The organism is Wolbachia endosymbiont (group B) of Pilophorus perplexus (assembly GCF_964028155.1).
In the GTDB taxonomy this organism is placed as follows: domain Bacteria; phylum Pseudomonadota; class Alphaproteobacteria; order Rickettsiales; family Anaplasmataceae; genus Wolbachia.
Genome location: NZ_OZ034754.1, coordinates 651,118 through 674,398 on the forward strand (window position 1 = coordinate 651,118; position 23,281 = coordinate 674,398).

Genomic DNA, 23,281 nt, shown 5'->3' on the forward strand with positions numbered 1-23,281 from the left:
TTTTTCTTAACTTACGTATAAATTTAAGTATTTTCATTTGAAGATCTAGTAAATAATATTTCAGAAATGCTTCTTTTTCCACCACTGGTCCTTTTGAGTTGAATAACAATGTCAATTACATTTCTAATGTATGGTATGATCTGATCTGGGGGAATTCCAAGATTTGCTTGCATAACCATAAGTTTTATTTGCTCAAGAGCCATTGCCGGACTATCCGCATGAAGAGTTGATATTGACCCTGGGTGGCCAGTGTTTATTGCTCTAAGAAAACTAAAAGCTTCTGCTCCACGCAGCTCACCAACTATTATTCTATCTGGTCTTAAACGTAAACATGCCTCTATCAAATCTTGAGTGGTCACTTTTGCCCTACCCTGACCTCCTTTAGAAGCAATAAGATGTACTCTATTCGGATGATCATTCAAAACTATCTCTCTTGCATCTTCAACAGTAATAATTCTTTCTTCAGATGGAATAGCACGCAAAGTAGCATTAGTAAAAGTGGTTTTACCAGTGGAAGTTCCACCACTAATTATGATATTTTTCTTACTTATTACAGCATATTCTAAAAACTCTTTTATTTTTTTTTGTTTCAGTAGCAAATCTAGGTGACGATCTACTGGATTATCGGTCACTCCTATAACAGTTTCAGAAAAAGCCCCCATTTTTTCATAATCATCCAATGCCAATTGCATAGAAGAAGGTTTACGAATTGAAATGACTACTTTATCAGGCTCACATGCTGGAGGAAACACTATCTGTATACGATAACCATTTGGTAATGTAGCTGAAAGCAGCGGTGTCTCTTCGCTCAGTTTTTGTTCTGTAGCTTGAGCAATCAACCTGCTAAGAGATTTTAAATGATTAAGATCAAATATTTCTAACTTTTCGCATCTTATTTCACCGCGATTTTCAATCCATACTTCCTTCGGTTTATTTATTGATATTTCATTTACACCTTCCTCTTGAAATATCCCTTGTAATGGCTCCAAGTATGTATCAAGTGCAGCATAGTTCATTTCAGTTATTTAATATTGACTGTGGAGGAAATACTATATCTTGGTTAACAAATACTTTCAATGCAGTTCCTTGATTAACATAAATAGTTGGTTTTTTATCTACACTCCTATCAACTATATCTCGCATGTCTTTGGAAAAATCATTGATTGACTTCCCGATTGCTTCATCATAAACAGATTTGCTTCTTTTCTGAGTTTGCCTCAACAGTTGACGTACATCGTCTAAAGTTATACCGATATTGTCACTAGTAATTGTATCAACTCCACTAGCTCCAGAACTTTTTATCACACTTACTATTTCTTCCTTTATTATTCTCAGCAAATCCTGATCACTTTTAGCATTTCGAATTTTTTCAATAGCCCTAATACCCAATTTCCATTTTTCGTCTCCTACCTTCCCAACTTCAGTTTTTATAGAATTCTCCAATCTCTCAACAATAGCCCCTTTGAGAGAAGAAATATCTATTTCAGTTGCAGTAATAGACTTCACTGCATCCATGGCAGTTAGCGCATCGATAAGATTAGAGGCTTTTTGTCCTACAACAGCTGAACCAATCGAAACACCAGCAAGTGCCACTGAAGAGAATAATGCACTTGCTATTTTATTATCAACTATTCCAGCTATCCCTGCCCTTCCAAGCTCATCGGTACCAGATGATGCAATAGCAACATCTATACCATGAGGAAGAATGATCCTATTCCAATTTATGTTCACGCGGGCTTTTGCAACATTTGAGTCGAATGAATAACCACCTATTAACCTTGAACCTTTTGGTATTAAAATTGTATCACCAGTTTCTGCATAAACGTCTCTACTAACAACAGCACGGAGCATTCCTTTTAAGTCAGAACTTATTGCAGTTTCAAGAATAGCGTCAATAACTTTACCTTGAATAATCATTAAACCAAGCTTTCCAGCTTTGGTAGCTTTGCTCGACTGTGCTGAGGTATTGGATAAAACAGCATCTGTAGCTTTACCTTCCCCACTACTACCTGAAATTGCTAACATTTGTGCACTACGTCTGTCTCTAGGATAACCGCCACCCCCTATTGTAGGAAATGAAGTAGGCAAATTGCTAATAACATTACCAGAAGGAAAATTTTGCTTTGGTAAAACAGGTATATTTGACAAGGGAATTTCTTTTAGTTGCTCTTCTTTTTTTGTCACTTCCTCTTTTTTGATTTGTTTTACTTCTGGTATGACTTGTGGGATAGGAAGAGGAGGTAAGGGTGGCAAGAGATCAGTTACTACTCTTTCGGAAACTATTGCATTATCTGGAACTTGTTCTAACTTTCCTCTCAATTCTTGAATGTTTTGCTTTGTTTCCTCTTTTTTAACAATCTCTGGACCCTCTTTATTAGAAGGACTAAAATAAAGATAGTACACTCCACCAACTAAGAGCGCTACCATAACTATCATCAATGCCTTATAACCTTGATTAGAGCCAACTGTTACTACCTTGCTTTCTATCTCTGATTCATCTTCTACACTATTATGCCTTTCTTTACTCATATTATATGTACCAGAACTAAAGTGACCTATTTATAACTTCAACTTCACTACCTTCATAACGCATTAATAGCTTTTTATGTACTCCTTTTATTACAACATAATCATCAAATAACAGCCTTTTACAGGATTCGCCTTCTATAAAAATCTGAGGAATTTTATTACTATTTCTAAACTTTAAATAGGTTAAATAACCATCATCGAATAACTCAATTGGAACTATATCTATGTTACCACCTTCATCAATATATGTATAGTTGTACCTCGTATTATTTTCTTGTATTATTTTTTCTGGCTTTTCTGTAATGTATTGCATTTGAGTAGGTAAAGAAACCTCATCTAAATCAACATCAAATTCATCTTCTTCTTGAGGATAATAAAAACGTATTACGTAAGATATATCCTTTTCAACGGAATAATCATGATCCACTTTTTTAGCATCAGTATCTGGGTATTTATCGTAATTTGGTCTTGAAATTAGATCAAAAATGTAATTTCTCTTTTTAGTTGTCGTAATAATCATGTTAGTGCGACTACTGACTTCAAATGGCATGACAAGCAGTTTATTATCATAAGGATTAATTTTCCAACTTGATGCATCACCAACAGCAATATTTTTGACTTTTTCCCCTTCTGCAAACTCAATATAAGAATAGTAACCTTGACTAAAAATTACTGTAAACACCTCATTAGGGCTATATACAAAAGTCTTTATTCTACTATCTACAGAAATAGGTTTATTATTAATAGATGCATTTAAGTTGCCACTTATTAGTAAAGCTAAAACTAACAATATCCTACACATATTCATCATCTACTCTATATGAAATAACTTGAAACCCTAACGGGTTAATATATCTTTGCTGATCATTCATTTCAAGCGATGCATATTTATACGACATCACAACTATCTTATTTTTCCTTGAGGAATTTCCATCTTTTCGTGTAAATTCTATAGAAAATCTCACTTGAAGAGCATCATTACCTAATTTTTGAATTGAACGAATTTTCAACTCACCTTTAGCATCTGAATATAAATTAAAAAGGTCATTCATATTCTGCGATTTTATATAGTTGCTAAATTCACTATATACACTAGGCGAAGAAAACAACCTTACTTTTGTATAATAATTATAATTATAATTATATGGGTCAAAAACCTCCCTTGCTTTTATATACTCTGAAATAAAATAATCGTTCAGCGTTTCATTTGCAGAATATTGTTTTACTGTAACAGGATCAACCAATTGCACTATGCCTGACTTTTTGTCAATTTCTATAACGAATGGCTCAATAGTGCTACTTGTGCTAATTTTAAATATAGCTAATATGCTTATAGAAATTGCAACTAGTAATATTAATGTAAATAAAAGTAAAGTATTTCTCTGAGCAACAACTGTGCTATAGCGACTTGAATTCCAATTTATATCCTTATCCAATGACTCATTACTTTTTTCTTGTTTTAAAAATTTCAGCATCTCAATATTCTTAAAAATCTTAACTTATATTAATTAACATAGCAAGCTAACAAAGTAGTTATAACAAAAAAGCTAATAAACCCTTAATCCATGGCCTAACTTGCCAAATTTTGTTTCCATATATGAATCATTATATTCATTGCGTTCCATAATAAGTGGTATACACTTTGTAACTTCTATACCGTTATTTTTCAACTCTGATAACTTTCTACCATTGTTTGTAAGTAATTGTATTTTGTTAATGTTCAATTTCTTAAGTATTTTAGCTGCAACAGCAAAGCTCCTTTCATCATCTTCAAAACCCAATACTCTATTTGCATCAACAGTATCAAGATTATATTTTCTTTGCATACTGTATGCTCTTAACTTATTAGTTAAACCAATGCCTCTCCCATCTTGCATCAAGTATAATATAATGCCATTCCCAAAGTCGGTCATTATTTGAATCGCTTGATGTAACTGGCTTCTGCAATCACATGATAAGCTGTCTAATAAGTCTCCTGTATAGCATGAAGAATGAATTCTCATTAATGGCTCATTATCTTCATCTGGATTGCCAATGATAATTGCATAATGTTCTCTTCCGCCACTTTTGGTTCTATAAGATATGATATCTACTTCTTGAGTCTGTTTTAAAAATAATGATGTTTTGCACACTTCATACACACTATGATTTTGTTGAAAATCATTCACAAGTAACGTATTTAGTGCAATAATGTCATTTTCTTCACACCAATTTCGCATTTCATGTTTATTCTCAAAAGTCATATCAGCCACTAACGCGTATGGCAATAATTCTGAGAACTTAAGCAAGGCAACAGCATACGCATCTATTGTCTTTGAGCATTGCAACTCTTTTATCCAATCTTCCTTTGAACAGTTTATTAAATGGAGCAGTTCATCAAAATTGCTTATCAACAGACGTTTGCTACTATGTTCTTTACTCTGACATATGTATTTTACCTTACTTGCAGTCAAAGTAACATACACATTACCTGATATAAGCTTATATTGACTAAATAAATTTTTTTCTAAAGTTTCAGCAGCAGCAAGCAATAGATAGTTATTTTCATCATCATATATTAAAATTGGAAGACCACGCCTGACTTCACTGATGGCCCTTTCTACTTTATTTCTACTTTGATTTCCTATAAACATTTCACCTACACCAAACAACTTGGTGCGGTCGAGAAGACTTGAACTTCCAAGGCTTTGTGAGCCACAGCGACCTCAACGCTGCGTGTCTACCAATTCCACCACGACCGCACTTTATTCTAGTTTCTATATAATTACTTTAAATTACTTAATCATTTTAGGGTTTTTCATCTAAAGTGTCAATCTGATACTAGGATAATTTAGGAAATGCCTGTATAATTTAGCTATGAATTTTATGGTTACAAACTTTAATCATTTAAGATAATCTTAATACTAATTCTTAATTTAGGTCTTTATACAAATGAAAGTAGCTAATATCTTCATTTTTTTAATTCTATCTCTTACAATTAGCTTTCACTCCACTCATGCACAAATATTGTACACATGGTCTCAAATCATTCCAGAAAATAAATTAAGCATACGTGCGATTATAGACAATAACATGTGTCCCATTGCTTACGTCGATAATAAGGAAGTAGAAATGCTAAGTCGCAGCTCAATTAACAATACCGAAACAGTTTGTGAACTGATAGTAGAAACAAATGCTCAAAACATTAGTATTGACAATATAAAAGTTCCCGTATTAGCGGAAAAGATCAGCAAAATTGCCTTCATTGGCGATACAGGATGTAGAATAAATATGTTATTTCAGCAAGAATGTAATTCTGTAGATAGCTGGCCTTTGAAAAAAAATTTAGATTCAATCGCTTTTCATAAACCAGATTTAATTATCCATGTTGGTGATTATCATTATAGACAAACAAAATGTAGAAACACAAAAAAGTGCGGCGATATTTATGGATATAGCAAAGAAGCTTGGTACGCTGATTGGTTTGAGCCTGCAAAAGATATTTTAACACAATCTCCTTTTCTTTTTGTTCGTGGAAATCATGAGAGTTGTAATAGAGCTTATGAAGGATGGTTCAGATATTTAGATTCATACCCCTTTTCCCCTCAAAAATGTGAAGATCTTATTTCCAGTTGGTTCTTAGATGCTGGGCCGATGAAGTTTTTTATCTTCGACTCTTCATCCGGTGAGGAAATTTTTACAACCCAAAGCACAGTTGATGCTTTTGAGAGGCAGTTTGATAAATTGATACAAGATAAGCCCACGTGGTTTTTGACTCATAAACCACTTTGGAGATCTCCAAAAAAAGAATTTTTGACATTAAAAAGCCATGGTAATCTTACACAAATTGAAGCTTTTGGAGATAAATTTCCAAGCAATGTTACTACCATAGTTTCTGGCCACATTCATATAGCCCAGATTTTATTAATGGATAATGTTCCAGATCAGATTATAGTTGGAAACGGCGGTGCATTATTACACGCTCAAGATCAAGAACCTGTTTATCAAAACGTAGAATTTAACTATCCAAATAGTAGAAATTACTTAGCACACGAAGTTAGAAACTTTTTCGGCTTTGGCTTTGCAATATTAGGTTTAGACAATCACAAATTTACTTTCTATAACCAAGATAATAAGGAAATGTATTCTGCAAACCTAACGAAAGACTTTAAACTTAAAACAAATTAAAATTAGGACTATTTAAGGACGCAGAAAAAACGTGCTGAGCTTAAAAAACTCATAGCAACAAAAAACACTGAAATTCTTGTATATATCGACTAATCTGGAATTGATAACACAAAAGTCAGCGTATTAGTATGATTGCAGCTTTGAATAAGGGAAAAATTATGGCGCCTATGATTTTTGAAGGCTACTGCGATACAGACGTTTTTAATAGCTAGTTCAAACTTTTTGCTGGGTGATTTTGGATAATGCAACTTTTCATAGAAAACAAGTGAATTTGTTAAAAGTGTCGGTGCTGAAGTTATATATCTGCCTACACATTCTCCTGATTTTAATCAAATCATTGGTTTGTTATAAAAAATTGAGCCAGAAAGAATATCCAGCTATTCGAACTATTAGAAAAAGAGCTATATATAAGCATGTTTTAGCACAGACATTATTTTTGTAACTAGGCAAATGCAATCAGTGTTAGCAGCTTGAAAGGATATCAATTAATAAAGAAATGCATCTAAAGTAATCACTTAACTAACGGCAAAGTGATACCATGTTGGTTCATATATTTTCCTTTCATATCATCATATGATTTCTCGCATTCACTTTCGCCGCTTAAAAACACAAATTGGCATGCGCCTTCATTAGCGTAAATTTTTGCAGGAAGTGGAGTGGTGTTCGAGAATTCAAGTGTGACGTGACCTTCCCATCCAGGCTCTAAAGGTGTGACGTTTACTATAATACCACACCTTGCATAAGTTGACTTACCAACACAAATTACCAGTACATTCCTTGGTATACGAAAATACTCCACTGTGCTGGCAAGTACAAAACTATTTGGTGGAATTATACATACATCTGTTTCCTTATCTATGAAACTATTCTCAGAAAAATTCTTGGGGTCTACAATAGCTGAATTAACATTAGTAAAAATCTTAAACTTATTACTAACTCTTGCATCATAGCCATAAGATGATAATCCGAAAGATACAACACCCTTACTGCTTTTATGATTCACAAAAGGCTCTATCATTCTAGAGTTTTCAGCCTTTTCCCTTATCCATTTATCTGGCATAACTGCCATAATTGTCCTTTAAAGTTTTGTAATACTTATAATAATATGTAATAGAATTTAAATGTAAACCTGAATTAGCGTTACACTCTGGAATGGCAAAGTTTCCAGTATAAACTACCTATACAAAAATAAATTGGCAATATTTCAAGCCTGCCAAGCAGCATCAAAAACGATAGAAATAGCTTTACTCCACCACTAAAGGAGGAATAATTACCTGAAGAACCTATTAGGTTACTAAACCCTGGGCCAGAATTTGTAAGCATTGCAGAAACAGAGCTGATGCTAGTTATAAAGTCCGCATTGCTCAAGTAAGACATCACTATTGATGATATAGTGAACGTTAACATGTAAATCGCAAAAAACGTAAAGACGGATTGAACTTCATCATTTTCCAGTATTTTACCATTGAGTTTTACTCTATCGCTTTCACTTGGATTTAATAAAGAGCTAAAGTAATTCCTTATAGATTTTAGACAAATGACTAAACGGAAGATTTTGATTCCACCACTAGCAGAACCACCACATCCACCAATAAAGGCTAAAAAGAAAGCTAAGACTGAAATAAAGCTCCAATTCAAGTAGTTGGACATTACATAGCCAGTTGATGTGATAAAGGAGGTAATGGTGAATGTGCTGTACCTAAATGATAAAAATACTCCTAAGTCAAAATTTTTATATAACCAAAAACAAGCAAGCAAAGATGAGATAACAACTATCTTAATAAAGTAAGAGACCTGTTCATCATAACAAACGTCTAATCGTCTTATAATTTTTAAATAGCTCAGAAAAGGTAAAGAGCCTAAAATCATAAAGATAATTGTTATGACCTCCAATATAGGGTTATTGTAGTAGCCTATAGAATCGTTATAGTTAGCAAATCCACCAGTTGATACAGCGGACATTCCGTGACATACTGCGTCAAATAATGGCATGCCAGCTAGATAGTAGGAAAATATGCACAATAAAATTAGGCAGTAATATATTTCTGCAATATGTATTACTACGCTTCGCGTATGTGGTAACTTTCTTTTAAGAGCATCTGAGTACTCAGAATAGAGTAAATTATTTAAGCTCAAAACCTTAAATATGGGAAAAATTGCAATTCCTACTGTAATTACTCCAAAACCACCTATACCGTGCAGCATTGCTCTCCACAGTAGCATCCCCGGAGATTGTTGCTCGATGTAACTTAGAACAGTTGCTCCTGTGGTTGTAATCCCAGATACTGCTTCAAACAGTGCATCAATGTAGCTTAAACTATCAAGATAAAATGGAATAGCTGCAAATAGAGATAATGCAATCCAGGTACAACTGGTAATCGCAAAAATTGCCGGCATTCCATGTACCCTATTTAGTTTACCCAGTAGAATAAAAATCGCACTAAATGTGCAGGTAACTATAAATCCAACCAGAAAATTTTTCCATTCGTAACCTAGATAATTATTAGTAATAGCAGGAATAAGCATTGCTACGCCAAACAACAATAGAAAAATTCCCACAATAAACGCAATTGAACGTAAAACTTGCAGACTTTCCATAGACAGTACTGTGAAAGCTATATGTTATTAAAACTTCAACCGCTTTGCTAATTTTTTCTCTTGACTTGATTATAAATACGTATAATTATAGCGCTAAATTTGCCATAAGAGATAGAGGTAAGGTATGTTATTAACTGACAGACAAAAAAACATTCGAGATTCATTAATTAGTGAAGCTATACAAGGCAACTTTGAGAATATAAAAAATAATTACGATAGCGATATACAAGAAGTTTTGAAAAGCGAATTACCTAGTAATATACAAAAAGAGTTTAAAGACGATCTACCTAACCCTTGTACCACTTCACAGTTGATTATATTCAAAAAAAATCAAAAGGAAATTAATCAATGTATACAGAAAATGGAGCAAAAAATTGAGAGTATTTCGTGTGATATAGCTATGCAAGAAGCGAAAGGAAATGATGATTCGCATATGCAAAAAGTGAAAAACTTAAAGAGAACAAGTGATCTTCACCACAAATTACGTCAAGCAATAGATTATTTAGATGTTAAAAAAGTTAAAGCAGTATTAGAAGATTGTGATACAAATCTAGCAATGATTTTAAATAGACCTATACATTCACAGAGCAAAACTACCCTTTTACTTTATCCTCTGCAAGTTGGTCTTAATAAACGATATATAGGTGATGGTAAAAGATTGAAACAAGAAGATCTGAGAAATATAAAAGAAATTACTAAACTTCTTTGGGATAAAGCTTCTCCTGATATTCGCAATTTCTGGTTTAAATTTCATCAAGATCAACAAGAAGAAAGTACAAAAGACACAAAAGCAACCTTTGAAGCTCATTTGAAAAAAGCTCCTCCTGATATTCGTGACTTGTGGCTTAAATATCAAAGAGTGCCTGAAAATCAAGATGCAGCTGTAATAAAACTTCTTAAAGGTGAGCAACAACGACATGCCAAGATAGGTAGTGAGAAGTGGCTTGAAGATTTCATTCAAGAAGTTAAAGATTACAGAGAACAAAAAACCATAGAAGAAAACCTTGAAATAGCTACAGAGAAACCTACAACAAAATCTGTTCTACAAGACGCACAACTTTCTCAAATAAATAGAACTTGTTGTATTTTGTAGTAAATAAGTTCTTAGGAAATCTAAGTATGATAACAATAAAAACAAGAAATTTAAACGTTCTATTTTTAACCTAGTATCCAGAATAAAAAAATATCAAAGTCATCATATTATATCACGAACCTTTTCCAAGACTTTTTTTATATTTTCGCTTGAAAGTGGAATTAAGCCAAGCCTAGATAAATATCCACCTTCAGTACTAATAGAGTCTACAACTTCTCTAATGAATTCCCTTAATCCATCAACAGTATCTAAGTGTTCTTTCTTTATATAAAGATATAAAGGCCTTGCTAACATATACTCCCCCGATGATATATTTTTATAAGTTGGCTCAATTCCTGCGATTGTGCTTCCTTGAATCTCATCTTGGTTTTTCGCTAAAAAGCTGAAGCTAAATATTCCTAAAGCATTTTTATTGCTCTTCAATTTTTGTATTATTATGTTTTCATTAATTCCAACTTCTATATATCTTCCATCATCTCTGATATTACTACATGCTTTCTTTCTTTTTTCTTGGTCTTGATAATTCTCTTTGAAAATCCTTGAGTTCATACATGAATATTGATCAAGCATAATAAAATTAATCAAAGTTTCATGTGTACCTGTATTTTGATGTGGGCCATAGATTTTAATTTCTGTTTTTGGTAGAGCTTGATTTACATCAGACCAAAATTTCTTGTTATTCTTTACTAATCTATCATTGTCTTCAGAATATGAAGATAAAGTTTCAAACAGGTCATTTTTTGTAAAATCAAATCTATGGCTTTGATTTGAATTTGCAATAACAATTCCATCATAGCCAATTATTATCTCTATTACTTCATTCACTTTATTTCTTTTACATAATTCTCTCTCTACTTCCTTCATAGGGCGAGATGAAGTAGTGATATCTGGTGTGCCTTCCCCTATTCCTGAACAAAACATTTTGAACCCTGATCCACTTCCTATCGATTCTACAACTGGAGTTTTAAAGGAAAATATACGGCTGAATTCTTCAGATATAAATGAGATAAAAGGAAAAACAGTTGAAGATCCAACAATTCTGATATATCTTCTGGCATCAACATTTGACAGTGGGATGAGTAATACAAATGCAAAAATAAGGAAAAGGCGTTTCAGCATCGTTTTCGCTCAAGAGTGTAAACTTAATTATCGTAATAAAAAATCAAACTGAAAAGCTTTTTTTCTAGATTTCAAAAGGTATAACGATCAAATGTGTGCGTAATGATGAGATCTGAATCACAGCATTCATACAACTGTATCTATATCGAATCCTCTTATGTTTTTCAATACTGAAAAATTCTTTCATATTAACTTAATGATGCAATATATCCTTTTCTTTAATAGATAAGTCATCATCGACTTTTTTTACATTATCATCAGTAATGTTTTGTATTTCCTTTTTGGCAACATGAAAATCATCTTCTGAGATTTCCTTATTTTTCTTCATTTCCTCTATTTCTTCCATAACATCTCTGCGTATATTTCTAATTGCAACTCGTGCATTTTCAGAAAATTGATGCAATAGTTTCACTAATTTTTCACGAGTTTCTTGTGTTAAGTCTGGAAGAACTATACGTATAGTATTTCCTTCAACAACAGGATTTAAATTTAGGTTAGCATTGATTATCGCATTTTTCACTTCACCGACAACAGTAGCATCCCAAACTTTAACTGATAGAGTTTTGTTATCTATAGCTGAAACGCCTGCAACTTGGTTCAGTTTTTGATGTCCACCATAGATATTTACAACTATACCATCAAGTAATGATGAGTTAGCTCTACCAGTACGTACACCTTTCATATCATCATGAAAAGACTGAATAGTTTTTAGCATTCTTTCTTTTGTTTTAGCTTTTATTTCGTTTAACATAAATTACCTAATGTTTATAATCTGAGACTATAGTATAAGTACCTTGACCTTTAATAATATTGACCATTTTTTCACTTTTCAAAGAAAAAACTACAATTGGAATAGAATTTTCACGAGCAAGTGAAATTGCTGACGCATCCATAACCTTCAAATCACGAGTTAACAAATCTGTGTAAGAAAGCCTATCGTACATTACAGCATTCTCATTTTTTTTTGGATCAGCAGAATACACGCCACTTACTTGCGTACCTTTTAAAATAACATTACAATTCATTTCAACAGCGCGTAAAGCTGCAGCTGTATCCGTAGTAAAAAATGGATTACCCGTTCCTGCTGCAAAAATTATCACCCTGCCCTCTTCTAAATGATGAATAGCCTTCCTTCTTATATAAGGTTCACATATAGTAGTCATAGGTATAGCAGACAACACCCTAGAGACTATAGAGCTTTTTTCTAAAAAATTTTGCAAAATTAAAGCATTAATAACAGTACCAAGCATTCCAATATAATCACTGCTTGCTCTTTCACAGCCACTTAAAGATGCTGATGCACCACGAAAAATATTCCCACCACCAACAACAATACAAACTTGAACTCCGAGATTACAAACTTCAACTATGTCTTTGGATAGTTTATCTATAACTTCCATATCATGGCCAAATAGCTTTGATCCCATCAAAGCCTCCCCAGAGATTTTGAATAACACTCTGGGGTACTTTACTTCTGAAGTTTTGTTACTTATTTGCACCATCCAAAGTAAGTAACTTATAATTAGCTAATTTAACAGCACTTGATTCTATAAAATCAGCAATCTTCATTTTATCATCTTTTATAAACTTCTGCTCTAGTAGAACAACTTCTTCATAGTATTTAGCCATTCGTCCATCTACTATTTTTTTCGCTACCTCTTCAGGTTTATTTAAGCTCTTTACTTGCTCCTCAATTATAGAACGCTCATTGTTTAATTTTTCTTGATCTAAATCATCTATAGATAAAGCTTCAGGTTTCATAGCAACTACATGCATAGCTATTTGCTTTCCAATCTCTTGTTTATCACCAGATGATTGCAATGCTACTAAAGCACCAATCTTACCTAAGCCATGCATATCACCATGTACATAGCCAGCAATAATCCCATCCTTAGTCTCTAGGTAGCAAAGATTGCTTAACTCTAACTTCTCACCAAGAACCGATGTACCACTCATAATAGCTTCCTGTACTGTACCAACATCTTCATATTTGGCATTTTTTAACTCATCAAGACTAGTACAACGTTCTTGACAAGCAATTGATGCTAAATTTGAAACTAATGCTATGAACTTCTCATTTCTAGCAACAAAATCAGTTTCACAATTGACTTTAACCAATACACCATAATTTTTAGCCAAGCACATAGCAATAAGCCCATCTGAAGCTACTCTATCAGACTTTTTGTCAGCTTTAGCAAATCCTATTGTACGTAACCTATCAACGGCTTTCTTAATATCACCATCACACTCTTCTAACGCTTTCTTACAATCGCTTAAGCCAAGCCCTGTTCTATCGCGTAATTCCCTTATACTACTTGAATCCATCTTCATTTACTTACTATTACCTCCCTTTCTGTTTCATCCTTCATACGCTTCTTTTTAGTTTGCACAATACCCCCTTCTTTTTCTTGAATAAGCTCATCATCCTTAACTCTAGACCTTGTCAAACTAGACTCTATTCCAGCTAATATAGAATCAGCAGCTAATTTACAGTAGAGCTCTATTGATTTTCTTGAATCATCATTTCCTGATATAGGATAGGCAATATCATCTGGGTCAGAATTGGTATCAAGTACTCCAACTACAGGAATACCCAGTTTTTTAGCCTCTTTAACCGCTATATGCTCTTTGTTAGTATCAATAATGAATAAAATATCAGGAACTGCTCCCATTTCTCTAATGCCACCCAATTCTTTATCAAGCTTTTTTCTTTTCTTTTCAATATTTCCTAATTCTTTTTTTGTTAAGATACTATCTTCATCATTTAATATTTTCTCATATTGTATCAAAGTTTTTATCGAAGAAGAAACAGTGTTCCAATTAGTAAGCATACCACCAAGCCATCGATCATTTACATAATATTGACCACAACGAACCGCTTCACTTGCAACAATATCTAAAGCTTGAAATTTCGTACCAACAAATAAAATGCGACCATCTTGAGATGCAACATCGTATAAAGCTTTCATTGCCGCCTCTAACAATGGTAATGTTTTTCGTAAGTCTATTATGTGTATACGATTCTGTTGATGTACACCATATATATATGGGGCCATTTTCGCATTCCAGCGACTAACTTTATGGCCAAAATGCACACCAGATTCAGCTAAATCACGTATAGTGACTTTAGGCAAATTTGTCATATTTACTCCTCCAAATAGTTTATCCTCCATGGCATAACCCTAACGGGACTACTTGCATAAGCCATGTGTGAAATTAAGTTATTTACATAGTAATAAAAAAGACAAAAAAGCGCAAACAAAAAATATTGACAAGTAGCAACACGTTGATTAGCTTTAAGATTGCAAACGTTAAAAAGCAATGGGGGGTGTAGCTCAGTTGGTTAGAGCGCATGCCTGTCACGCATGAGGTCGTGAGTTCAAGTCTCATCACTCCCGCCATTACAGCAGAAACACCTTAAAATTCCTTAAGTTTCTTATTAATTTGAATTAATTTCTTTCAGAGACTTGACATGATATTGTAATTGCTGCTTAATCTATTTAACTTTATCGTTAATAATTGGGATTAAATATGTTCATTTCTGAGGTTTTTGCGGCAGATGCGACTAACAATGTATCAGCATCTGTTGCTAGCTTTATTCCACTCATTTTAATATTTGTAGTATTTTATTTTCTCATTATTCGTCCCAATCACAAAAAACTAAAAGAACATAGAAGGATGATAGATCAAATAAAACGTGGTGATACGGTTATTACTTCTAGTGGAATAATAGGTGAAGTAAACAAAGTTGACGAAGTAAATGCACAACTAATACTAGAAATAGCACCAAAAATTGAAATAAAAATCCTAAAGTCTGCTATATCTGAAATCTTAAATAAAGAAATTCAAAAGCCAGTAGCTAAATCTATTGAAAAAAGCAAAGTTGAAAAGAATGGCAAGAAAAATAAACTAGAGGAAAGTAAAAAAGACAAAAATGCTTCATAATTTAAGAAGTGTGTGGAATATTAGGTATAGTAAGTAGCGGTGATTCAGTAATACCAACTTTACTAACCGCGTTGCAAAAATTGGAATACAGAGGTTATGACTCTTCAGGTATAGCAATTATAAATAATAGAGGTAAGATAGAAGTAAAAAAATCAGAAGGTAAAGTTGAAAGATTGTGTGAAGTTGTTCATGAGAGCAAGATATCTAGTAGCAAAGTTGGTATAGCACATACTCGTTGGGCTACACATGGAGCTCCAAATCTTAAAAATGCTCATCCCATTTATATAAATAATGTTGTTGTTGCTCATAATGGCATAATTGAAAATTACAATATATTAAAAAAGGATCTGGAAGAAAAGGGAGTATCTTTCCACACCGATACTGATACAGAAGTGATACCAAACATATTAACTTCATATCTTGATGAAGGGTTATCACCAATTGATTCTATATTACAGTGTCTAAACAATTTACAAGGTTCACTTGCTTTAGCTTTATTATTTGCAGAATATCCAGATACTTTATTTGTTGCAAAAAGAAATTTGCCTTTAGCAATAGGATATAACTGTAATAAAGTGTTTGCTGCTTCTGATACTAATACTTTGAATTCATTTGTAGAAAAAATATTGCATTTAGAAGATAATGATATTGCAGTAATAAAATCTAACGAATTCAGTATATATAATAATGGTATACAAGTTAAACGCAGAACAGAAAATAGCAGTCCAAGAAATTTTCTAATTAGTAAAAATGGTTACCCTAGCTTTATGCTAAAAGAAATTTTTGAGCAACCGTATGCATTAAACAAAACAATAAATCAATTTTATAAACAATATAAAGAAATCAACAAAGAATTATTTTCTGAACTAGGTTACATTACTATAGTTGGATGCGGTTCATCCTATTTTGCTGGACTAATAGCAAAGTGTTGGCTGGAAAGTATTGCTCAAATTAGGGTATATCTAGAAATCTCGTCAGAATTTAGGTATAGCAGCGTCAAGCTCGAAGAAGGTAGTATTGGCTTATTCATTTCTCAATCTGGTGAAACTGCAGATACTATGGAAGCACTACGTTATGCGAGATTGCAGAAACAAATGATCATTAGCATAATTAATACATTTAATAGCAGCATAGAAAAAGCCTCAGATATTGTATTGCATACTCTTGCTGGACCTGAGATTGGTGTTGCTTCGACAAAAACCTTTTCTACGCAGCTTGCAATTTTAGCATGCTTTGCTGTAGAGCTTGGAAAAATAAAAGGTATACTGGGTAGAGAGAGGATAAAGGAACTAAGCGGTGCTATTAATTCCATTCCCGAACATGTAGAGCATGTTTTGAATGTGATGGAAATACAACATATATCAGGCAGTATATTAGAGCACAATAATATAATTATAATTGGGAGAGGAAGCTCATATGGAGTTGCAATGGAAGGTGCATTGAAGATAAAAGAGCTTTCATATATCAACACAATTGGTATTGCAGCGGGAGAAATGAAGCACGGTTCTATCGCCTTGATAGACTCTACTGTACTTGTTATCGCAATTATTCCTTACGATAATTTATTCTTTAAAACGCTATCCAATATACAAGAGATTATTGCAAGAAAAGGTAAAGTAATTGCCTTTAGTGATAAGCAAGGAGCACCGCTCTTAAAGGGAATTTGCATAGATGTGGTGCAACTTCCAGAAGTTGACAATTTTGTTTCTCCAATTATCTACAGTGTTGCTATGCAATTTCTTGCTTATTCTATTGCAGAAAAAAAAGGGTTAGATGTAGATTGTCCGAGAAATTTAGCTAAATCTGTCACAGTTGAGTAACTTATTTAAAGTGAGTTGCTAATTAACAGCTCTAATTGTCAGTTATAAATTACTGAATTTTACTAATAAATTCATTGCTATCATTAGCCCTCTGCGAAAGAATATGTAACTAATGTAAGGATGAGAGAGGCTAAAATCCACGCCTCAAATTAACAAGATTTGCCATTATGGTTACCAGACACAACTTAACCTAGCAAGCAAGAATTAACTAACAGAAAAATTGAAAACTAATATCAGTCTCTTATGTAATGCTACTAATATTTTTCTAATATGTTTTCTATTCAGGAAAGTCTACATCGCCATAACAATATTTACTAGAATGAGGTCTTGTCTCATTGTAAAAACACAACCAATGATCAACGTCTATCTGAAGATCTTCTAATGAATTGTAGATTGTTTTACAAAAAAAGAGGAGTAAATGAGAGTTCAGTAACTTGATTATAGAGTTGTACTGCCTTTCCATATTTGAAGCAAGTTGTTATTCTATCTCAAACCGTAGCACAAAGTAAATATGGCAATTTACACTAAAATTTTCTGTTTATGATTTATATTATGTAAAGATACTATTTGACCTTGAGCTTTAAAGATATTATGTAATAGCATTATTTAATATGCGAGGTTTATTATGGCTAAAGTAAGTGCTGGTGAAAACTCAAAAAAGCTTAAAGATGGTAAAAATCAGCCCATATCACCAAAAAAGTTCAAAGGCAGTCAGTCTATGTCACCAAAACGGAGTCAGAATTCTGGTGAAAAGCTATGGAATGCATTAGAATCATTAGAAGAAGCAAAATCAGAGTTGAAAAAAAGAAAATTTGAAATAGAACTAAAAAAAGACACTGAAATATCAGACGAAGGAATAGAAAAAGTAGTGGAATTGGAAAGGAAAACAGAAAAAGAGATAGAAGAAATAGCAATGCCAATATCAACGTTACTACTTAAGGAAACAATAATAAAATTACAAGGAACAAAAATAATAAATTTTTTAAAAAAATTAGAAAAACAAGTAAAAGAAATGCAAGAATTATGTAAGAAACTAGAATTAAATGCTAAAATAGAAGAAGAAGATCTAAATAAGCTCGAGGATATAAAGAAAGAATCAGAAAAGTGTTGCAGAGAGTTAGTGAGCTATATGCCTAATTCAAATAATCCTAGAATGTTGTACACTGCTGTTATTGGTGTTGGTCTTGCTGTTGGGCTGGTAGCAAGTACTATACTTGAACATACAACTAGACTAAGTATATTAGCAATAATTGGCATAGCTACAGCATCTGCACTCGTAGCTGGTGGTGCTACATATGAAGCACTAAGACCTAATACTAAAATAGATGAATCAAAAGAAGTCCAAATAAAGAGTTCTCATCACTCACTTTCCTAATCACACTTTAATTCAAACTTTATCAGTTTTATTCAAGTTGCTTCTAAAAGGAGAATATCAATGGTGTTCTCCTTACTGATTTGGTTAAAATGCAGAAAACGCCTATGTCAAAATTTACACAGATGTTAAGTGCTGCCACTAATTCCCAGTTAGTACAATTTGTGTATCTTATTGACATATTTAATTTATTCTGTTACAATTTTTAGTAATTAGGTTGGGGTAAAACAATGAAGAGTTTTAAATGGCTACTTAATCAAGTCAGACTTTCATGGATTAGCTTAATATCAAAAGTAAAGAGCTTTTTTCAAACTAACGATACACATCATCAAACAACTGCTAGCAATGGAAATGATCATACAAGAAAAATAAGTGTAGAAAATACAATAGAGGAGAAAGTTAATGAAGAGGATGTATGGTATGATTCTCTGAAAGAACAAGAGCCAGGTGAAAAAGAAAGAGATCTGGATGAAGAAGAATTTTTTGATGCTATTGAAAATTTGGATGAAGAGGAAGTGAGTGCTAACATAGAAGGAAAAGAGTATGAAAAAAATAAGTACTATAGTCTACAAGATGGTCTACAAGAAAAAAATGAATTTGATCACACAACGCACACTCTTACACTTGCTTTTGAAATTGAAAAGCCATTTCCAGACTCTGACCTTAGTAAATTTAAGTTATGCGAACTTAAGCAAAATGGTGATAAATATACGTTTATCTTAGAAAATGATCAGAAAAGTCGAATAGAATTACACTCTGAATATCTCAATATTTATTTTCCTAAGTATTTTGAGAAACACAGTAAAAAAGGAGCTTACACCGAACTTTTTTCTCAAGAAGAAAATAGAATTAGCAATGATATTATAATACCGCTACAAGTTCCAAAAGAAGCAAGCATATTTACCAAAGAGTGCAATTGGTTAATAAGAAAGGTTGTAGGTGAAATACCAGATTATCCAGTGGGCAAATCGCTTGAATACTGCAGGAGTCGTGTAAATTTCTTTCTTAACTCAAACAATACTATATCTCTTTTTCTAACGTCAGCATGGACAAAATGTGCAGCTAAATCATCAGGTACTCAGATAGAAACAAACTGGCCAGTAAAGGATATTCTAGTCAGAGGTAGTTTTATTAATCAGCATATTCCTAGAGTTGAAGAAGCTTATATTGATAAGCATTATATAGTTGAAGAAACTTTTGAAGTAGTTAACGTAGAATGTGCATCAGAGCTGAAGATTTCTCAACCTAGCATATAGCCTTATATTCTTTCATCAGCATGATATAATTTTGTGCAGATTGTGTAATATGTTTTATTTCCTCATCTGACATTTTTTTGAAGAATTGTGCTGGCCTGCCAGCCCATACTTCACCACTTTTTATCACTTTTCCATGTGTCACCAGTGAGCCAGCAGCTACCATAGCTCCAGACTCGACAATCGCATGATCCATTATAACAGAGCCCATACCAATAAATGCTTTATCATGTATCGTGCATGCATGTAACACACAAAAATGTCCAACCGTCACTATACTACCAATAATCGTGTCACCGCCTGGATTTCTATCTACATGAATTACGGTGCCATCTTGAATATTCGTTTCATCACCTATTTTGATTGATCCAACATCTCCTCTGATCACACAATTAAACCAGATACTCGCATTCCTTCCTATTTCAACGTTACCTATGATACGCACACCATCTGCGATAAAAGAACTTTCATCCATTTTTGGTTCATAATCTTTGTATTTTAAAATTTGATAGCTCATAATTTAAATAAGGTTTAATACATACTTGGGTTCCAGTAGTCAAGTTACTCGGGTAAAGATATTCTTGACTTATGATCCTTATGCTCCTAAAATCTTTATTTTTAGCTCTATTCATAATGTCAGTAACAGTACTTAGTGTACTTCAAATAATATTAGTTGTTGTATTGGTAATTTTAGTGCTCCTGCAGCCACCTGGAAGTAGTTCATTAAGTGGCTTTAGTAATTCACAACAGGGAATGAATTCAATAATTCCGGTAAAGTCTTCTGAAAATCCACTCAGTAGAATAACTTCTATAGTTGCTGGGCTGTTCATTATAAATACACTGTTACTATCAGGATTATGTTCAAAAGATGTACATAAAAAATCAATTGCAGAGAAGATTATATCAGAAAAGAAGCAAGAAGGCCAATCAACTTCTGTTCCATTTGAAAATTAATGAAAGAAACCAAGTTTATCTTTGTTACAGGTGGAGTTGTTTCATCACTTGGTAAGGGTTTAGTTGCTTCAAGTGTGGGAGCACTTCTTCAAGCTCATGGATTCAATGTTCGCATCAGAAAGCTTGACCCATATCTCAACATTGATCCTGGAACAATGAGCCCAGCTCAGCACGGGGAAGTATTTGTTACTGAGGATGGTGCTGAAACTGATTTAGACCTTGGACATTACGAGCGTTTTACTAAAATTAAAGCAACCAAGGACGACAATATAACAACTGGTAAAGTATATAATAAATTATTAAAGAAGGAAAGGTGTGGTGATTATCTAGGCAAAACTGTGCAAATCATTCCTCATGTGACAGATTTAATCAAATCTTTCATTTTTAATGGTACAGAAGATTTAGATTTTGTAATATGCGAAATAGGCGGAACCGTAGGTGATATTGAAAGCCAACCGTTTTTGGAAGCTATACGCCAAGTTAATTATAAACTAGGAAAGCAAAAAGTTATCCTTATTCACTTAACTTTAATACCATATCTCACTGCAGCACAAGAATTAAAGACAAAACCGACACAGCATTCAGTTCGAGAGTTAAACTCTGCGGGGTTACAACCAGATATTATATTATGTCGCAGTGAAAAAGAAATTTCCGATAATCAAAAAGAAAAGATAGCCAATCTTTGCAATGTTTCTTTATCTAACGTAATACCTGCTCCTGATGTAAACCATATATACGAGTTACCGTCCTTGTATAATCAATGTGGGCTCGGGGCACAAATTTTGGATCACTTTCACTTAAGTAAGCCAAAACCAAGCTTACCTGAATGGGACCAAATAGTACACTCTATGAAACATCCAACACAAGAAGTTATCGTTTCCATAGTAGGAAAATATACTGAATTTCCTGACGCATATAAATCACTGATTGAAGCATTAAACCATGGTGCAATTAGTAATAAAGCTAGAGTGAAGATAAATTGGGTCAACTCAAGAGAAGAGAATGGAAAATCTATAGATGCAAAGTTTATCAGAGAAAAATTACAAAGCTCTAATTCAGTCCTTGTTCCAGGAGGATTTGGTGATAATGGAATAGAAGGTAAAATATTAGCAATAAACTATGCCCGTGTAAATAACATTCCTTTTTTAGGAATATGTCTTGGTATGCAGCTTGCAGTGATTGAATTTGCTCGTAACGTTATTAAGCTTGAAGATGTACACTCTGAAGAATTTTATACTTGCAAACACCCAATCATCAAGCTCGCTGATGGTAAGAACGTTGATCTTGGTGGAACCATGAGACTTGGAACATACAAGTGTAATGTAAATCCAAATTCAAAAATGGCAAATGTGTATAGTAGTGTCACTATTTCAGAAAGACACAGACACAGATATATAGTTAATTTAGATTATAAAAATAACTTAGAAGAGAATGGAATGATATGCAGTGGTATATCAGAAGATAAAACATGCATAGAGGCAGTGGAGCTAAAAAATCACTCATGGTTTATTGGTGTGCAATTTCATCCAGAATTTCAATCAAGACCATTTTCTCCTCATCCTCTCTTTACATCATTTATTAAGGCAACTATTGACAATAGAGTTTAATAGAACTTAATAAACTCTATTCTAATAGAGAGGTAAAAATGTTACTAAGAAATAGTAAAGATAGCATTACATATGGATCTGCGACCTTCGAGGAATTGAATAGGCATGTAGAACAAATAATATATAAATTAGAGGAGGATCAAATTATAGAGGATATAATGGAAGAAGTAGTTGTAGCTATAAACGAACTAAAATCGGTAGAAGAAATAAAAAAATATTTAAAGCGAGAAATAGATAGCCTTGTAAAAAGGACAATAGTCCTTAGTGAATTCTATAACCTAGAAAAAATAGAAAAGCCAAGAAAAGAAAATTATATTTACCCAAGCACCTAATGTTTAAGTACCAATACATGGCACTTGCCATAGAGCAAGCAAAACTTGCTCAGAAAGATGGCGAAGTGCCAATAGGTGCTGTAATAGTTAATGGAAACAATATCATCTCCTCTGCACACAATATATCTAATGATCCAACTGCACATGCAGAAATGTTAACAATTAGACAAGCATTTTCAACTTCCACGCTTTATGAAGCTGAAATGTACGTAACGTTAGAGCCGTGCCCGATGTGCGCTCAAGCTATCTCTTTTGCAAAAATTAAACGTCTGTACTTCGGGGCTTACAATCCCAAAGGTGGAGGAGTTGAAAACGGCACTAGAATATTTCAATTCTGTAACCACATACCTGAAGTTTATGGTGGAATATTAGAAACAAAATGTTCTCTTTTGTTAAAAGATTTCTTTGAGAAATTGAGAACTTAGGGGAGTGGTTTAAGAAATGATAGATAGGAGATTATGAAAAGGGTTTAGCCGCATGGAAGTGGGATGA

Annotated in this window: 23 protein-coding genes, 2 tRNA genes and 2 pseudogenes; 12 read left to right on the top strand and 15 right to left on the bottom strand. The window is 33.2% G+C overall.

Annotated elements, in window-relative coordinates:
• Window positions 1–23: 23 nt before the first annotated feature.
• From virB11 to ABWU28_RS03405, 6 genes are all read right to left on the bottom strand, one after another.
• Window positions 24–1,016, bottom strand: coding sequence for a P-type DNA transfer ATPase VirB11 (gene virB11 / locus ABWU28_RS03380; RefSeq protein ID WP_007302612.1), 993 nt, complete (start codon window positions 1,014–1,016; stop codon window positions 24–26).
• Window position 1,017: 1 nt separating this feature from the next.
• Window positions 1,018–2,529, bottom strand: a complete 1,512-nt coding sequence (locus tag ABWU28_RS03385; protein WP_353275644.1) for a TrbI/VirB10 family protein — start codon at window positions 2,527–2,529, stop codon at window positions 1,018–1,020.
• Window positions 2,530–2,545: 16 nt separating this feature from the next.
• Window positions 2,546–3,337 (bottom strand): P-type conjugative transfer protein VirB9, encoded by a 792-nt coding sequence (virB9, locus tag ABWU28_RS03390; protein WP_029237539.1) that lies wholly within the window; start codon window positions 3,335–3,337, stop codon window positions 2,546–2,548.
• Window positions 3,324–4,004, bottom strand: a complete 681-nt coding sequence (locus ABWU28_RS03395) for a virB8 family protein (RefSeq protein WP_007302609.1) — start codon at window positions 4,002–4,004, stop codon at window positions 3,324–3,326. The genes virB9 and ABWU28_RS03395 overlap by 14 nt, the downstream gene beginning before the upstream one ends.
• A 72-nt stretch (window positions 4,005–4,076) precedes the next feature.
• On the bottom strand, window positions 4,077–5,162 hold the full coding sequence (locus ABWU28_RS03400) for a GTP cyclohydrolase II (protein ID WP_353275646.1): 1,086 nt from the start codon (window positions 5,160–5,162) through the stop codon (window positions 4,077–4,079).
• Between the two features lie 20 nt (window positions 5,163–5,182).
• A tRNA-Leu gene (locus tag ABWU28_RS03405) sits at window positions 5,183–5,270 on the bottom strand.
• A 190-nt stretch (window positions 5,271–5,460) separates the two neighbouring features.
• On the opposite strand from ABWU28_RS03405, the gene ABWU28_RS03410 reads away from it, so the two are divergent.
• Window positions 5,461–6,696 carry a metallophosphoesterase family protein gene (locus tag ABWU28_RS03410; RefSeq protein WP_353275648.1) on the top strand — a complete coding sequence of 412 codons (1,236 nt, stop codon included), beginning with the start codon at window positions 5,461–5,463 and terminating at the stop codon, window positions 6,694–6,696.
• 15 nt (window positions 6,697–6,711) lie between these two features.
• Window positions 6,712–7,052: pseudogene (locus ABWU28_RS03415) on the top strand (transposase); the annotation flags it as partial.
• 155 nt (window positions 7,053–7,207) lie between these two features.
• Here the strand turns inward: ABWU28_RS03415 and dcd are convergent.
• Both dcd and ABWU28_RS03425 read right to left on the bottom strand, forming a co-directional pair.
• Window positions 7,208–7,765, bottom strand: coding sequence for a dCTP deaminase (gene dcd, locus ABWU28_RS03420; protein WP_006012513.1), 558 nt, complete (start codon window positions 7,763–7,765; stop codon window positions 7,208–7,210).
• Window positions 7,766–7,836: 71 nt separating this feature from the next.
• Window positions 7,837–9,294 (bottom strand): TrkH family potassium uptake protein, encoded by a 1,458-nt coding sequence (locus tag ABWU28_RS03425; RefSeq protein ID WP_353275650.1) that lies wholly within the window; start codon window positions 9,292–9,294, stop codon window positions 7,837–7,839.
• A gap of 124 nt (window positions 9,295–9,418) precedes the next feature.
• Here ABWU28_RS03425 and ABWU28_RS03430 point away from each other — a divergent pair, with 124 nt between their 5' ends.
• The gene (locus ABWU28_RS03430; RefSeq protein ID WP_007302603.1) at window positions 9,419–10,387 is read left to right on the top strand and encodes a hypothetical protein; all 969 of its coding nucleotides are present in this window, start codon (window positions 9,419–9,421) and stop codon (window positions 10,385–10,387) included.
• A gap of 102 nt (window positions 10,388–10,489) precedes the next feature.
• On the opposite strand, the gene ABWU28_RS03435 is transcribed toward ABWU28_RS03430, so the two are convergent.
• From ABWU28_RS03435 to rpsB, 5 genes are all read right to left on the bottom strand, one after another.
• On the bottom strand, window positions 10,490–11,506 hold the full coding sequence (locus tag ABWU28_RS03435) for a substrate-binding domain-containing protein (protein WP_012482020.1): 1,017 nt from the start codon (window positions 11,504–11,506) through the stop codon (window positions 10,490–10,492).
• Window positions 11,507–11,699: 193 nt separating this feature from the next.
• On the bottom strand, window positions 11,700–12,257 hold the full coding sequence (gene frr, locus ABWU28_RS03440) for a ribosome recycling factor (protein ID WP_214303504.1): 558 nt from the start codon (window positions 12,255–12,257) through the stop codon (window positions 11,700–11,702).
• A gap of 7 nt (window positions 12,258–12,264) precedes the next feature.
• On the bottom strand, window positions 12,265–13,008 hold the full coding sequence (gene pyrH / locus ABWU28_RS03445) for a UMP kinase (RefSeq protein ID WP_015588403.1): 744 nt from the start codon (window positions 13,006–13,008) through the stop codon (window positions 12,265–12,267).
• On the bottom strand, window positions 12,992–13,837 hold the full coding sequence (tsf, locus tag ABWU28_RS03450) for a translation elongation factor Ts (RefSeq protein ID WP_108784350.1): 846 nt from the start codon (window positions 13,835–13,837) through the stop codon (window positions 12,992–12,994). Before tsf ends, pyrH begins: the two co-directional genes overlap by 17 nt.
• Window positions 13,834–14,649, bottom strand: a complete 816-nt coding sequence (gene rpsB, locus ABWU28_RS03455) for a 30S ribosomal protein S2 (protein ID WP_012482019.1) — start codon at window positions 14,647–14,649, stop codon at window positions 13,834–13,836. Before rpsB ends, tsf begins: the two co-directional genes overlap by 4 nt.
• 181 nt (window positions 14,650–14,830) lie before the next feature.
• Between rpsB and ABWU28_RS03460 the strand changes: the two genes are divergently transcribed.
• The 3 genes from ABWU28_RS03460 (at window position 14,831) to glmS (ending at window position 17,271) form a co-directional block, all read left to right on the top strand.
• Window positions 14,831–14,907: transfer RNA gene (locus tag ABWU28_RS03460), tRNA-Asp, on the top strand.
• Between the two features lie 130 nt (window positions 14,908–15,037).
• Window positions 15,038–15,451 (top strand): preprotein translocase subunit YajC, encoded by a 414-nt coding sequence (gene yajC / locus ABWU28_RS03465; protein WP_006012489.1) that lies wholly within the window; start codon window positions 15,038–15,040, stop codon window positions 15,449–15,451.
• Window positions 15,452–15,459: 8 nt separating this feature from the next.
• Entirely contained in the window at window positions 15,460–17,271 is a 1,812-nt protein-coding gene (gene glmS, locus ABWU28_RS03470) for a glutamine--fructose-6-phosphate transaminase (isomerizing) (RefSeq protein WP_007302597.1), read from the top strand.
• Between the two features lie 298 nt (window positions 17,272–17,569).
• Here glmS and ABWU28_RS07250 read toward each other — a convergent pair.
• Window positions 17,570–17,683, bottom strand: a pseudogene (locus ABWU28_RS07250) (IS481 family transposase); the annotation flags it as partial.
• 213 nt (window positions 17,684–17,896) lie between these two features.
• On the opposite strand from ABWU28_RS07250, the gene ABWU28_RS03475 reads away from it, so the two are divergent.
• Together ABWU28_RS03475 and ABWU28_RS03480 are read left to right on the top strand one after the other, a co-directional pair.
• Complete coding sequence (locus ABWU28_RS03475; protein WP_007302596.1) at window positions 17,897–18,646, top strand: hypothetical protein; 750 nt, start codon at window positions 17,897–17,899, stop codon at window positions 18,644–18,646.
• 227 nt (window positions 18,647–18,873) lie between these two features.
• On the top strand, window positions 18,874–19,899 hold the full coding sequence (locus ABWU28_RS03480; RefSeq protein WP_213863940.1) for a hypothetical protein: 1,026 nt from the start codon (window positions 18,874–18,876) through the stop codon (window positions 19,897–19,899).
• On the opposite strand, the gene ABWU28_RS03485 is transcribed toward ABWU28_RS03480, so the two are convergent.
• Window positions 19,889–20,413, bottom strand: coding sequence for a gamma carbonic anhydrase family protein (locus ABWU28_RS03485; protein ID WP_213863939.1), 525 nt, complete (start codon window positions 20,411–20,413; stop codon window positions 19,889–19,891). The genes ABWU28_RS03480 and ABWU28_RS03485 overlap by 11 nt on opposite strands.
• 116 nt (window positions 20,414–20,529) lie before the next feature.
• Here ABWU28_RS03485 and secG point away from each other — a divergent pair, with 116 nt between their 5' ends.
• Genes secG through ABWU28_RS03505 form a run of 4 tightly spaced genes read left to right on the top strand, consistent with a single transcriptional unit; the run spans window position 20,530 to window position 23,214 of the window.
• Window positions 20,530–20,850, top strand: a complete 321-nt coding sequence (gene secG / locus ABWU28_RS03490; protein ID WP_007302593.1) for a preprotein translocase subunit SecG — start codon at window positions 20,530–20,532, stop codon at window positions 20,848–20,850.
• Window positions 20,850–22,457, top strand: coding sequence for a CTP synthase (locus ABWU28_RS03495; RefSeq protein WP_007302592.1), 1,608 nt, complete (start codon window positions 20,850–20,852; stop codon window positions 22,455–22,457). Before secG ends, ABWU28_RS03495 begins: the two co-directional genes overlap by 1 nt.
• A 38-nt stretch (window positions 22,458–22,495) precedes the next feature.
• On the top strand, window positions 22,496–22,789 hold the full coding sequence (locus ABWU28_RS03500) for a hypothetical protein (RefSeq protein WP_007302591.1): 294 nt from the start codon (window positions 22,496–22,498) through the stop codon (window positions 22,787–22,789).
• Between the two features lie 17 nt (window positions 22,790–22,806).
• Window positions 22,807–23,214 carry a nucleoside deaminase gene (locus tag ABWU28_RS03505; protein WP_007302590.1) on the top strand — a complete coding sequence of 136 codons (408 nt, stop codon included), beginning with the start codon at window positions 22,807–22,809 and terminating at the stop codon, window positions 23,212–23,214.
• Window positions 23,215–23,281 lie beyond the last annotated feature (67 nt).